Here is a 12,142-nt window from a genome sequence, read left to right on the forward strand (position 1 = left end):
GGTTTGGCGACATAAACTGCAGAGCGTTTCTGTCTCAGAGGAGCCGCTGAAACGCTCCTAGTAAATTCCGTTCGGGAAATAGCGCAGGTAGATCTCGTCGAGCCGCCCACTGCGCGAAAGCGCCAGCAAGGCGTGATCGATCGCCTGCGTCAGCGCCGGCTCGGCCTTGCGGTTCATGATCGTCAGGCCCTCGCCAAGAAAGCGTTGCGAGAAATAGGCGCCGTCGACAAGCGCGCAGCATCCGGCGGCAGCGCTGCCGGACACCCAGAAGGAAAGCTGCATGCCGTCGGAAAAGACGGCTGCGACCTCGCCCTTCTGCAGAGCGGCGAGCATGGCATCGCGATCGGGAAAGATCCTGGCTTCAAGCTTGGGGAAAAAGGCCCTGAACATCACCTCATGCGTGGTGCCGGAAACGACGCCCACCGCCTTGCCCTTCAGGCCCGACGGATCGGAGACGGCGCCGGCTGCCTTGGTGTTGACGGCGAAGCGCGCAGGAAGCCGTATGAACGGCCTGGAGAAGCCGAAGCGCTGACGCAGTTCCGGACTGACGGAGATGCCGGCGGCGACCGCCTCGCCCTGTCCCTCTTCCAGCGCCGGGAGCAGCTCGGCATAGGTGACCGCCTGGATCTGGCATTTGGCTTCGATATCGAGTTCGCGGCAGATCTCGCGCACCAGGTCGACATGGAAGCCCGAAAGCTTGCCCGATTGGTCGATGAAGTTGAACGGCGGGAAATCCACCGTGGTCAGGAACCGTAGGCGCGCAAGGCCGGTCAGATCCGGCTTGGCAATGCGCTCGCGCGCATCGAACAGATTGGGCAGATCCCTGGGCTGGGCGGCAAGCGAACCGGCCATCAGATACACGCACAGAGCCAGCAGTCGGTGGATTTTCATGGGCAATGGCCAGCGCGTCTCTTGGTGGTACCGCACGGCCAGCGCGGCCGCAGATGATTCATGGGTGATGACAAGATTAGCCGGATGGAACCGGGCTGGCTACTGGCTTCGGCGTCCGACGGTTCGGGCCGTCGCACGCAGGAGTGCCGGCTCAAAGCGCGATGGGCTGACATTGAAGAAAAAAGTGGAGCGGGTGATCGGGATCGAACCGACGACATCAAGCTTGGGAAGCTGGCGTTCTACCACTGAACTACACCCGCAGCGCTTCGGAAACTTCCTCAACCGCATGCATCTGTCAAGGACCGTTGCGCCGCGTTGCCGCGCAACGGCACTTTTTCTGTTACTCCGCGTGGAAATGCTTGGAGAGCTTGAGACCCTGAGCCTGATAGTTGGAGCCAAGACCGAGGCCGTAAAGTCCCTCCGGGCGTTCCAGCATATGTTCATAGACCAGCCGGCCGACGATCTGGCCATGCTCGAGGATGAAGGGAACCTCGTGGCTGCGGACTTCGAGCACCGCTCGGCTGCCGCTGCCGCCGGCAGAGGCATGGCCGAAGCCCGGATCGAAGAAGCCGGCATAATGCACGCGGAATTCACCGACCAATGGATCGAACGGCGTCATCTCGGCAGCGTAGAGCGGCGGAACATGCACAGCTTCGCGCGAAACGAGGATGTAGAATTCGTCGGGATCGAGGATCAGCTCGTCGCGGCCACGGCTATAGAGCGGCTCCCAGAAGTCGAACACGGCATGCTGCGCCTTCTTGTCGACATCGACGACCGCGGTGTGATGCTTGCCGCGGTAGCCGATCAGTCCGTCCGGGCCCGTACCCTTGAGATCGATCGAGAGCGCGATCCCGCCGCCGCTGACATTGGGCTTGTCGCTCGCAACCAGCATATCGCTTTCATGCAGCGCCAGCAGTTCCTGCTCGGAGAGCAGCGACTGGCCGGTGCGGAAGCGGATCTGCGACAGGCGCGAACCGCGCCGCACGACGATCGGGAAGGTGCGCGGGCTGATTTCGAGGTAAAGCGGTCCGCGATATCCAGCCGGGATCTTGTCGAACTCCTGGGCGCGATCGGTGATGACGCGGGTGAAGATGTCGAGGCGACCGGTCGAGCTCTTCGGATTTGCCGAAGCCGACATGGTCTCCGGCAGATCGAGGCTTTCCATCAGCGGCACGATATAAACGCAGCCGGTTTCCAGCACGGCGCCGTCGGAGAGATCGACGACATGCAGTTTCAGCCGGTCGAGCTTGTCGGCAACGAGATGCGCCGGCCCCGGCATGAAGCTCGCGCGCACGCGAAATGCCTTGGCGCCGAGGCGCAGGTCGAGGCTTGCCGGCTGGATCTGATCGGTATCCAGCGCCTTTTCGCTTTTCAAGCGTCCGGTCGCAAACAGCGCGGCGATCGCGCGGTCGGCCAAAATCCCAGTCTCGCGGCCCATTTCGATCCTCTTTTCAGTTGCGAGACAAAACCAAACTCCAGGAATTGACGCAAGCGCACCCAAGCAGTATTGGAGCTTTATCCCGTGGTGATTTGGCCGGTCGGCTTGCAGCCACGTTAAACAAGTAGCTAAAAAGGCCGGGTTTCAAACCGGCCCTTCACGCGGCCGGTTTTTTTGTTTTTGAAGGTGATCGTCACATGAGCAAAAACTGGCGCCCGGCAACCCAACTCGTCCACGGCGGAACGACCCGCTCCCAGCACGGCGAGACGTCCGAGGCGATCTTCCTCACCCAGGGCTTCGTCTACGAGACATCCGAGGCGGCGGAAGCACGCTTCAAGGGCGAGACCGAAGGCTTCATCTATGCCCGTTACGGCAGCCCTACCAACGACATGTTTGAAAAGCGCATGTGCATGCTGGAAGGCGCCGAAGACGCGCGCGCCACGGCATCAGGCATGGCTGCCGTCACTGCCGCCATTTTATGCCAGCTGAAGGCCGGCGACCACATCGTTGCCGCCCGCGCCCTCTTCGGCTCCTGCCGCTGGGTGGTCGAGACGCTGGCCCCGAAATACGGCATCGAATGCACGCTGGTCGACGGACGCGATCTCGCGAACTGGGAAAAGGCGATCCAGAAGAACACCAAGGTCTTCTTCCTGGAAAGCCCGACCAACCCGACGCTGGAAGTGATCGACATTTCAGGCGTTTCTCGGCTCGCCAACCAGATCGGCGCCAAGGTCGTGGTCGACAACGTCTTCGCCACGCCGCTGTTTCAGAAGCCGCTGGAACTCGGCGCGCATATCGTCGTCTATTCCGCCACCAAGCATATCGACGGCCAGGGCCGGTGCCTCGGTGGCGTGGTTCTGTCCGACAAGGACTGGATCAACGAGCATCTGCATGACTACTTCCGCCACACCGGCCCGGCGATGTCGCCGTTCAACGCCTGGACGTTGCTGAAGGGCATCGAGACGCTGCCGCTGCGCGTCAAGCAGCAGACCGAAAACGCCCGTCGCGTCGCCGACTTCCTCGCCGAGCAGCCGCAGATCGCCAAGGTGATCTACCCCGGCCGCGCGGACCATCCGCAGGCCGACATCATCGCCAAGCAGATGACCGGCGGTTCGACCCTTGTCGCCTTCGAACTCAAGGGCGGCAAGGATGCGGCCTTCGCACTGCAGAACGCACTGCAGATCGCCCGCATCTCCAACAATCTTGGCGATTCCAAAAGCCTGATCACCCATCCGGCGACGACGACGCACAAGAACCTGACGGACGAAGCTCGCGACGAGCTCGGCATTTCCGCCGGCACCGTTCGTTTCTCCGCCGGTATCGAGGACAGCGACGACATCGTCGAGGACTTCGCCCGCGCGCTGAAGACCGTCAAGGCCTGATACCCACGAACAAGACGGCCGCCCCGAGATCGGCGGCGGCCGCTACTCGACGTCGCGAAAACGCGTTCGCGCGAGCACAATGCGCGATAGCGCGGTGTAGAGGCAGACGACCGCAAACAGCGCCGCCAGCAGCGGAAACCACGTCGGGAACAGGCAGAAGGCCAGGAAGGCGGCGATCGTCTCCGTCGCCTCGGCAAGCCCGGTGGTGAAGTAGAGCGATTTTGCCCCCCGCACATCCGTCGTCATCGCTCGCTTTTCGGCCATAATGGCATAGGCGAGAAAACTCGATCCGTTGACGTAGAACGAGAAGAGCAGCAGACCGCCGACAAGACCGTTGGCCTGCGGATCGGCGCCGATGAAGCCGAGCGGGATGGCACCGTAGAAGGCGAAGTCGAGCACGATGTCGAGGAAACCACCGAAATCGGTTTTGCGCGTGGCGCGTGCCACCGCACCATCAAGTCCATCGCAAAGCCGGCTAACGACGATAACAATGGCGGCGGCAAGGTAGTATTGTCCGGCAATGAGGACAGCGGCAACGAGGCCGAGCGCGAGGCCGGTGATCGTGACCGCATTGGCACCGACACCCCCGCGGGCAAGTGCTGCACCGAGCCGATCCAGTATCGGATCCAGATGTTTTCTCACCGCGCCATCAAGCATCGGCCTCGCCTTTCCGCAGACTTGCCGCCGACGCATGCAATCCTGCCGTTATTCTTGACGAAACCATCTTGCTGTAGAATACCCTGAAAGACTTGAAACAAGGTGTTGCTCATGTATCGCGCGCTCACTCGCGACATAGAAGTTACGGTGGAGCCTTATTATCTGGAAGAGCAATCTGATCCGGATGACAGCCGCTATGTCTGGGGCTACCGCATCGTCATCGCCAACCATTCGGCCGAGTCGGTTCGGCTGATGACACGCTACTGGCATATTACCGACGAGAACGGCCAGGTGGACGAAGTCAGCGGGCCCGGTGTCATCGGAGAGCAACCGTTGCTGAACCCCGGCGATACCTACGAATATTCCTCCGGATGCCCGCTCGATACGCCGTCCGGCGTCATGTTCGGCCACTACAGCATGGAATCGGAAGGCGGAGAACACTTCAACGTGGCAATCCCCGCCTTCTCGCTTGATTCACCAGGGCTCGTTCGAACCCTGAATTGAGGCATCCTACTGCTGGCGGACCTCGCTTGCCTCGAAGCGATAGGTGGTCGAGCAGAACTCGCACGTCACCTTGATCAAGCCGTCCTCGATGGTGCTCTCGATATCGTCGGCGTGCAGTCCGGTGAGCACCGAGCGGATCTTTTCGCGCGAACAGCTGCAGCGATCATAGACCGCCTGCGGCTCGTAGACGCGAACGCCGCGCTCGTGGAACAGCCGATAGAGCAGACGTTCCGTGCCGACCATCGGGTCGGTCAGTTCGTCGGCATCGATCGTCTCGACCATGACCTTGGCTTCCGCCCAGAGATCGTCCTCGTCGAAGAGATCCTCGTTGTCGTCGCCGTCACCCCCCGAAAGATCCGGTTGGCGCATGCGCTCCGGCGCATCCGGCAGGAACTGCGCGACCATGCCGCCGGCGCGCCAGCGATGGCGCGGCTTGCCGTTCTCGTCGCGGTCGAGCAGTTCGGCAACGCCGAGGCGCACCTTGGTCGGGATCTGCTCCGACTGGCGGAAGTAGACGCCGGCAATCTCCTCGAGCGTGGCGCCATCGAGCGCAACGATGCCCTGATAGCGCTGGGTATGGGCACCCTGATCGATGGTGAAGGCGAGAACGCCCTTGCCCAGCAGCTCATGCGACTGGGTGCGTCCGTCCTTCAGAGCTTCCTCCAGCGCTTCCTCGTTGAAACGGGCATAGGCGCGCACCCGATCGGGCGTGGCAAAATCGGCGACGACAAGATCGACCGGGCCGTCGCTCTTCGTCTGGACGATAAGCTTGCCGTCGAACTTCAGCGACGTTCCGAGCAGCACGGTCAGCACCACGGTCTCGGCAACCAGCCGCGCGACCGGAAGCGGATAGTTGTGGCGCTCGAGGATCGCATCGAGCATCGGGCCGAGCTGAACGGCGCGGCCACGCACATCGAGGCCCTCCACCTGGAAGGGCACGACATGATCGTCACCGGCAAAGTCGAATTCGCCAAGTCCTGGTGCCATCTCAGTCATCTGCTGCTCCTTACGTCACTAAAGCGCGTCGCGATCGCCAGGATTCGCTGACTGCGCTTCAAGTTTTTGTTCTTGTGCATATCGTTATCGCAAAACCGCTGCGCACTTTTCCGCGACATGCTTGGGAGAGGGCCGCGCAGAGAACATAAACATCCTCCGGTGCAGCCTGCCCGTTATCCTATTCGATCCCGCCATAAACGGATTTGTCTAGCAGGCATGTGCCGTTTTGCCGGCCGATCATGCGCTGCCTGTCGTCAGGTAACGTCCGTTGTTTCCACCCCGGAACGTCCCGCATTCGGCCTAAATCGTGTCGCATGCGGGAAATTTCAATAGGCAGACGCGCCGATCAGACGAGCCCCATGCACCAGGCGATGATCGACTTCTGTGCGTGCAGCCTGTTTTCCGCCTCGTCGAATACCACCGACTGCGGCCCGTCGATGACCTCGTCGGTCACTTCCTCGCCGCGATGCGCCGGCAGGCAGTGCATGAACAGTGCGTCCGGCGAGGCGTGCCTCATCAGCGCGTCGTTGACCTGGAAGGGCTGGAAGACGTTGTGGCCGCGAGCGCGATGCTCCTGGTTCATGGAAATCCAGGTGTCGGTAACGACGCAATGCGCGCCGGCAACGGCCTGCTCGGCCTCATGGCAAAGCAGGATCTCGCCGCCATTGTTGCGCGCCCAGTTGAGGATCTTGTCGTGCGGCTCGGAACCGAGCGGCACCGCCATGTTCATGCGGTAGCCGAAACGGGCCGAGCCCTCGATCAGCGAGTGAAGCACGTTGTTTCCGTCGCCGGTCCAGGCGATGGTCTTGCCCTTCACCGGGCCGCGATGCTCCTCGAAGGTCATGATATCGGCCATGATCTGGCAGGGATGGGTGTCGTCGGTCAGGCCGTTGATGACGGGCACCGTGGCGTGCTCGGCAAGCTCGAGAAGACGGCGATGATCGGTGGTGCGGATCATGATCGCATCGACGTAGCGTGACAGCACCTTGGCAGTGTCGCCGATGGTCTCGGCGCGGCCGAGCTGCATTTCGGTGCCCGAGAGAAACAGGGTTTCGCCGCCGAGCTGGCGCATGCCGACGTCAAAGGAGACGCGCGTGCGGGTCGAAGGCTTTTCGAAGATCATCGCCAACATCTTGCCGGCGAGCGGCTTTTCGGCGGTTCCGGCCTTCGTCGCCGTCTTTCGCACGCGTGCGTCATCGATGATCGTGCGCAGATCGGCTGCCGTCATGGCCGAAAGATCGATGAAATGTCTTGTGCCTGCCATCGTAGTCAATTCCTGTCTCAGAATGGCCCGTGGAGCGCGACCGGTGTCGAAGAGCCAAAAGAACGCTCGACACCTTGGGCTCGCGCATGGACCCTTGGGAAAATCGCTGCCGATCTCCGGGTTCACAAATTAGGCTGCGGCGGTACCGCTGCTGCTTCTCACGGCTTCGGCCGCGCGCTCGATCCGCGCCAGGCCTTCGCGCGCTTCCGCGGCGGTCACCGTCAGCGGCGGCAACAGGCGCAGGACGTTTTCGCCGGCCGGAACAGCCAGCAGCTTCTCCGCGCGGATCGCCTTCAGGAGATCGGCCGAAGGGCCTTTCGCCTTGATGCCGAGCATCAGGCCGTCGCCGCGGATATCCTCGATCACATCGGGGAAACGGTCCTTCAACGACGCGAGGCCCTGGCGGAAGACCAGGGCCACGTCGCGGACATGCTCCAGGAAACCGTCGGCCAGGATGACGTCGAGCACGGCGTTGCCGACAGCCATGGCAAGCGGGTTGCCGCCATAGGTCGAACCGTGCGTACCGGCGACCATGCCGGCAGCCGCCTCTTCGGTCGCAAGGCAGGCACCGAGCGGGAAGCCGCCGCCGATGCCCTTGGCGACAGCCATGATATCCGGACGGATGCCAGCCCATTCATAGGCGAAAAGCTTGCCGGTGCGGCCGACGCCGGACTGGACCTCGTCGAGGATCAGCAGCAGACCGAACTCGTCGCAAAGCGCGCGCAGCTCCTGCATGAATTCCTTGGTGACCGGGCGGATGCCGCCCTCGCCCTGGATCGGCTCGATCAGGATCGCCGCCGTCTCGTCGGTGATCGCATCCTTGAGCGCCGTGATATCGCCGAAGGGAACCTGATAGAAACCCGGGGCCTTCGGGCCAAAGCCCTCGATGTACTTCTGCTGACCACCCGCCGCGATGGTCGCGATCGTGCGTCCGTGGAAGGCACCCTCGAAGGTGATGATGTGGAACTTCTCCGGATTGCCCTTGGCATAGTGGTAGCGACGCGCAGTCTTGATCGCGCATTCGAGCGCCTCGGCACCCGAGTTGGTGAAGAAGACACGATCGGCGAAGGTGACGGCCGTCAGCCGGCGTGCAAGGCTCTCCTGGCCGGGGACCTCATAAAGGTTGGACAGGTGCCAGACCTTCTCGGCCTGCGCCTTCAACGCCTCGACCAGATGCGGATGCGCATGGCCAAGCGAGTTGACGGCGACGCCGGCGGCGAAGTCGAGATAGCGCGAGCCGTCTTCGGCGATCAACCAGACGCCCTCTCCTCGCTCGAAACGCAACGGCGCACGCATGTAGGTGTCGTAAAGCGGCGTGGTTGCAGTCATGGCGAGCCTCTCCTTCATTGCTATCGGCATCGATCCGAGCCCCTGTTGAGCGCGGCAAAAAATTAAAAATGCCGCCTTGCGGCGGCGCAGGCACTATTCCTATTTCGCAGCGCAATGTCAACAAAACCAAGCTTTGCAGTGCGGTCGGACGGGTCTGATCCATGCGACGAAAAAATCACGCGACGGGGCTTGCAAAAATGCAACGCCCACCCAGCAAGTTGGGGAAAACCAAGAAATCGATTCGGCGCGATTCGCGGGACTCTTGCCACGGAGTCCGCCGGTCAGTAGGTTAATGTTCAATTACTAGACGCATGCGGCGGGCCTAGTCACCAAAAGTGTTATCGCGTTGCAGCTCCGGAGCCTGTCCGGAGCGTGGTGAGAGATTCTGTCATCGCCAACGCTGAGAACGGAGAGTGCAGAAATGAACTGGACTGACGAGCGGGTGGAAAAACTGAAGAAGCTTTGGTCCGAGGGCCTGAGCGCGAGCCAGATCGCGGCACAGCTCGGCGGCGTCAGCCGCAATGCGGTCATCGGCAAGGTTCACCGGCTGAGCCTGCCCGGCAGGGCCAAGGCTGGCGGAACCACCGCCGCGACCCGGCCGAAGCAGCGCCCGACTTCGGCGCCGCGCGCTCCGAACTACGCTTCGCGCGTCACGACACGGACGGTTACCCGTGCGGCCGGCGCGACCGTGCTCAAGGAAGAGGTCGAAGTCGATCTCGTCGCCGAACAGGATTTCCGCATCCAGACGGATGTGGTCGTGCCAATGTCGCGCCGCCTGGAGCTGACGCAGTTGACCGAGCGCACCTGCAAATGGCCGATCGGCGACCCGCTCAAGGAAGAATTCCACTTCTGCGGCAACGATTCCCCGGAAGCTTCGCCCTATTGCACATTCCATGCGCGGCTTGCCTATCAGCCGACCTCCGAGCGCCGTCGCGCTCGCTGAGACGACCGAAAACCACATGCAGAAAAGGGGCCGCACGGCCCCTTTTTTATTGGCTGCTGCATGTTTCCCTGGTTCGTATTCGCTTCAAGGAAACATGCCGCAATTCAAGATGCAACAGCGACCTTTGCGCGTCCATTAAGATGCGCGGCGCTGCAGTGGCCGGCTGGCTCAGCTTTCGAGCGAGTAGCCGGCACCGCGAACGGTGCGGATGACATCAGGCATGCTCGAGAAATTCAGTGCCTTGCGCAAGCGACCGACATGCACGTCGACGGTGCGCTCGTCGACATAGATATCGTGGCCCCAGACGCCATCAAGGAGTTGCGAGCGCGAGAACACCCGGCCCGGCGACGACATCAGGAATTCGAGCAGGCGGAATTCCGTCGGACCAAGGCGGACCTCGCGGGTGCGGCGATGCACGCGATGGGTCTCGCGATCGAGCTCGATGTCGCCGCAGCGAAGCAGCGTCGAGAGGACCTCGGGCTTGGCGCGCCGCAGCATCGCCTTGACACGGGCCATCAGCTCCGGGGTCGAGAACGGCTTGACGACATAATCGTCGGCGCCGGTGGCAAGGCCACGAACCCGCTCGCTCTCCTCGCCGCGCGCCGTCAGCATGATGATCGGCAGGCGCTCGGTTTCCGGACGTTGGCGCAGCCGGCGGCAAAGCTCGATGCCGGAAACGCCCGGCAGCATCCAGTCGAGGATCAGGAGATCCGGGAGGCGCTCCTGTAGGCGGATCTCCGCCTCGTCTCCGCGCAGGATCGTATCAACATCGAACCCTTCGGCTTCGAGGTTATAACGCAGCAGGACACTCAGCGCCTCTTCGTCTTCGACAACGGCGATTTTCGGCAACATCAGGCAACGTCTCCTTACCCAGAGCGTCTCGCGTTCGATCGAACGCAAAGAGATGCTCGAACATATAGAATCTGGAGCACTCCGCGCGTTTTCATAGGCACGCGCGAAAACGTATAGCTTCAGACGCAGTAGAGCAGGGCCGCAACCAGGGCTGCGACCGGAGCAGGTTCATAAGCAGGCACTCGAACGTATCCGGGTCTTAAAGCGCGTCGCGATCTCTAAGATGCGCTTGTTGTGCTTTAAGTTCTTGTTTTTGCACATGTCGTTATCGCAAAACCGCTGCGCACTTTTGCGCGACATGCGTTAGTCCTTCACGGCACCCAGCGTCGACGTATTGTCGTCCTTCGGACGCTCGCCTTCCGGCTGCGCGCCCGTCGCCATGTAGTAGATCGTCTCGGCGATATTGGTGGCGTGGTCGCCGATACGCTCGATGTTCTTGGCACAGAAGAGAAGATGCGTGCAGGGCGTGATGTTGCGCGGATCTTCCATCATGTAGGTGAGCAGCTCGCGGAACAGCGAGGTGTAGATCGCGTCGATCTCCTCGTCGCGCTCGCGGATGCTGTTGGCCTTCTCCGGCGAGCGGGAAGCGTAGACGTCGAGGACTTCCTTGAGCTGCACCAGCGCAAGCTCTGCCAGGTGTTCGAGACCGCGCGCCAGCTTGCGCGGGATGCCGGAGCCGGCAACCGCGATGACACGCTTGGCGTTGTTCTTGCCGAGGTCGCCGACGCGCTCCAGATCGGACGCGATGCGGATCGATCCCATGATCTCGCGCAGGTCGGCAGCAACGGGCTGGCGCTTGGCGATGGTGACGATTGCCTTTTCGCCGATCTGGCGTTCGGCTTCATCGAGGATGGTGTCGTCGGAGATCACCTTCTGCGCCAAGGCGAGGTCAGAATTGACAAGCGCACGAACGGATTCGCCCACCATCTGCTCGGCAAGCCCGCCCATCTCGGAGATGCGGCGCGTGAGATATTTCAGTTCTTCGTCGTAGGCGGACATTATGTGCATGGACATAGTCTTCGATCCTTGCGGGCGCGTTCAGGAAACGGGGTGAAGAGGAGCTTCGGCCATCAACCGAACCGGCCCATGATGTAGTCCTGGGTACGCTGGTCATCCGGATTGGTGAACATCTTGTCGGTGTCGTTCTCCTCGACAAGATTGCCGAGGTGGAACATGGCAGTGCGCTGCGAAACACGCGCCGCCTGCTGCATCGAGTGGGTGACGATGACGATCGTGAAGTTGGTACGCAGCTCGTGGATCAGTTCCTCGACCTTGGCCGTCGCGATCGGATCGAGCGCCGAACAGGGCTCGTCCATCAGGATCACTTCAGGGCTGACGGCAACGGCGCGCGCGATGCACAGACGCTGCTGCTGGCCGCCCGAAAGACCGGTGCCCGGCTCCTGCAGGCGATCCTTCACCTCGTTCCACAAACCAGCCTTCTGCAGGCTGGTCTCGACGACTTCGTCGAACTCAGACTTGGTGCGGGCAAGCCCGTGGATGCGCGGGCCGTAGGCGACGTTGTCGTAGATCGACTTCGGGAACGGGTTCGGCTTCTGGAACACCATGCCGACGCGGGCTCGCAGTTCCACGACGTCGATCGTCGGGTCGTAGATGTCGTCTTCATCGAGCGTGATCTTGCCGGTGACGCGGCAGTTCTCGATGGTGTCGTTCATGCGGTTCAGCGTGCGCAGGAAGGTCGACTTGCCGCAGCCCGAAGGGCCGATCAGCGCTGTCACCGTGTTCTCGCGGATATTGAGATTGACGTCGAAAAGCGCACGCTTCTCGCCGTAGTAGACCGACACATCCTTGCCGATCATCTTGTAGGGCACGGTGTTCATTTTCTGATCCAAGGCTTTTTCGACTGCTGCTTCTGACATGATGTTCAT

The 12,142-nt window shown here is 61.8% G+C and carries 12 protein-coding genes, 1 tRNA gene and 1 riboswitch; of the genes, 3 read left to right on the forward strand and 10 right to left on the reverse strand.

Going from position 1 to position 12,142, the window contains the following annotated elements:
- Positions 1-57: 57 nt before the first annotated feature.
- The 3 genes from ASD02_RS02250 to ASD02_RS02260 form a co-directional block, all read right to left on the reverse strand.
- Positions 58-891 carry a transporter substrate-binding domain-containing protein gene (locus ASD02_RS02250; protein ID WP_038575856.1) on the reverse strand — a complete coding sequence of 278 codons (834 nt, stop codon included), beginning with the start codon at positions 889-891 and terminating at the stop codon, positions 58-60.
- A 185-nt stretch (positions 892-1,076) separates the two neighbouring features.
- Positions 1,077-1,151 (reverse strand) — tRNA-Gly (locus ASD02_RS02255).
- An 80-nt stretch (positions 1,152-1,231) separates the two neighbouring features.
- Entirely contained in the window at positions 1,232-2,329 is a 1,098-nt protein-coding gene (locus tag ASD02_RS02260) for a 2'-deoxycytidine 5'-triphosphate deaminase (protein WP_025425808.1), read from the reverse strand.
- 74 nt (positions 2,330-2,403) lie between these two features.
- A riboswitch (SAM riboswitch) is annotated at positions 2,404-2,482 on the forward strand.
- A gap of 44 nt (positions 2,483-2,526) precedes the next feature.
- On the opposite strand from ASD02_RS02260, the gene ASD02_RS02265 reads away from it, so the two are divergent.
- On the forward strand, positions 2,527-3,711 hold the full coding sequence (locus tag ASD02_RS02265) for an O-succinylhomoserine sulfhydrylase (RefSeq protein WP_025425807.1): 1,185 nt from the start codon (positions 2,527-2,529) through the stop codon (positions 3,709-3,711).
- A gap of 42 nt (positions 3,712-3,753) precedes the next feature.
- On the opposite strand, the gene ASD02_RS02270 is transcribed toward ASD02_RS02265, so the two are convergent.
- Positions 3,754-4,368, reverse strand: a complete 615-nt coding sequence (locus ASD02_RS02270; RefSeq protein ID WP_025425806.1) for a CDP-alcohol phosphatidyltransferase family protein — start codon at positions 4,366-4,368, stop codon at positions 3,754-3,756.
- Positions 4,369-4,479: 111 nt separating this feature from the next.
- Between ASD02_RS02270 and apaG the strand changes: the two genes are divergently transcribed.
- Positions 4,480-4,872, forward strand: coding sequence for a Co2+/Mg2+ efflux protein ApaG (gene apaG, locus ASD02_RS02275; RefSeq protein ID WP_025425805.1), 393 nt, complete (start codon positions 4,480-4,482; stop codon positions 4,870-4,872).
- Between the two features lie 6 nt (positions 4,873-4,878).
- On the opposite strand, the gene ASD02_RS02280 is transcribed toward apaG, so the two are convergent.
- From ASD02_RS02280 to ASD02_RS02290, 3 genes are all read right to left on the reverse strand, one after another.
- Positions 4,879-5,868, reverse strand: a complete 990-nt coding sequence (locus tag ASD02_RS02280) for an Hsp33 family molecular chaperone (protein ID WP_025425804.1) — start codon at positions 5,866-5,868, stop codon at positions 4,879-4,881.
- A 346-nt stretch (positions 5,869-6,214) separates the two neighbouring features.
- On the reverse strand, positions 6,215-7,132 hold the full coding sequence (gene argF, locus ASD02_RS02285) for an ornithine carbamoyltransferase (RefSeq protein ID WP_025425803.1): 918 nt from the start codon (positions 7,130-7,132) through the stop codon (positions 6,215-6,217).
- 129 nt (positions 7,133-7,261) lie between these two features.
- Positions 7,262-8,461, reverse strand: coding sequence for an aspartate aminotransferase family protein (locus ASD02_RS02290; protein WP_025425802.1), 1,200 nt, complete (start codon positions 8,459-8,461; stop codon positions 7,262-7,264).
- A 421-nt stretch (positions 8,462-8,882) separates the two neighbouring features.
- Here ASD02_RS02290 and ASD02_RS02295 point away from each other — a divergent pair, with 421 nt between their 5' ends.
- On the forward strand, positions 8,883-9,404 hold the full coding sequence (locus ASD02_RS02295; RefSeq protein WP_025425801.1) for a GcrA family cell cycle regulator: 522 nt from the start codon (positions 8,883-8,885) through the stop codon (positions 9,402-9,404).
- A 168-nt stretch (positions 9,405-9,572) separates the two neighbouring features.
- Here ASD02_RS02295 and phoB read toward each other — a convergent pair whose 3' ends face one another.
- The 3 genes from phoB to pstB form a co-directional block, all read right to left on the reverse strand.
- Positions 9,573-10,256, reverse strand: a complete 684-nt coding sequence (gene phoB / locus ASD02_RS02300) for a phosphate regulon transcriptional regulator PhoB (RefSeq protein ID WP_025425800.1) — start codon at positions 10,254-10,256, stop codon at positions 9,573-9,575.
- 303 nt (positions 10,257-10,559) lie between these two features.
- Complete coding sequence (phoU, locus tag ASD02_RS02305; protein ID WP_025425799.1) at positions 10,560-11,270, reverse strand: phosphate signaling complex protein PhoU; 711 nt, start codon at positions 11,268-11,270, stop codon at positions 10,560-10,562.
- A 56-nt stretch (positions 11,271-11,326) separates the two neighbouring features.
- Positions 11,327-12,142 (reverse strand): phosphate ABC transporter ATP-binding protein PstB, encoded by an 816-nt coding sequence (gene pstB / locus ASD02_RS02310; RefSeq protein ID WP_025425798.1) that lies wholly within the window; start codon positions 12,140-12,142, stop codon positions 11,327-11,329.

This window comes from Ensifer sp. Root1252 (assembly GCF_001425885.1).
GTDB lineage: Bacteria > Pseudomonadota > Alphaproteobacteria > Rhizobiales > Rhizobiaceae > Ensifer > Ensifer canadensis.

Bases quoted from the DNA above. Each gene is read 5' to 3' on its own strand.
- phoU (WP_025425799.1), bottom strand. From the start codon at position 11,270: ATGTCCATGCACATAATGTCCGCCTACGACGAAGAACTGAAATATCTC.
- ASD02_RS02280 (WP_025425804.1), bottom strand. From the start codon at position 5,868: ATGACTGAGATGGCACCAGGACTTGGCGAATTCGACTTTGCCGGTGAC.
- ASD02_RS02295 (WP_025425801.1), top strand. From the start codon at position 8,883: ATGAACTGGACTGACGAGCGGGTGGAAAAACTGAAGAAGCTTTGGTCC.
- ASD02_RS02270 (WP_025425806.1), bottom strand. From the start codon at position 4,368: ATGCTTGATGGCGCGGTGAGAAAACATCTGGATCCGATACTGGATCGG.
- ASD02_RS02290 (WP_025425802.1), bottom strand. From the start codon at position 8,461: ATGACTGCAACCACGCCGCTTTACGACACCTACATGCGTGCGCCGTTG.
- argF (WP_025425803.1), bottom strand. From the start codon at position 7,132: ATGGCAGGCACAAGACATTTCATCGATCTTTCGGCCATGACGGCAGCC.
- phoB (WP_025425800.1), bottom strand. From the start codon at position 10,256: ATGTTGCCGAAAATCGCCGTTGTCGAAGACGAAGAGGCGCTGAGTGTC.
- ASD02_RS02250 (WP_038575856.1), bottom strand. From the start codon at position 891: ATGAAAATCCACCGACTGCTGGCTCTGTGCGTGTATCTGATGGCCGGT.
- pstB (WP_025425798.1), bottom strand. From the start codon at position 12,142: ATGAACATCATGTCAGAAGCAGCAGTCGAAAAAGCCTTGGATCAGAAA.
- apaG (WP_025425805.1), top strand. From the start codon at position 4,480: ATGTATCGCGCGCTCACTCGCGACATAGAAGTTACGGTGGAGCCTTAT.
- ASD02_RS02265 (WP_025425807.1), top strand. From the start codon at position 2,527: ATGAGCAAAAACTGGCGCCCGGCAACCCAACTCGTCCACGGCGGAACG.
- ASD02_RS02260 (WP_025425808.1), bottom strand. From the start codon at position 2,329: ATGGGCCGCGAGACTGGGATTTTGGCCGACCGCGCGATCGCCGCGCTG.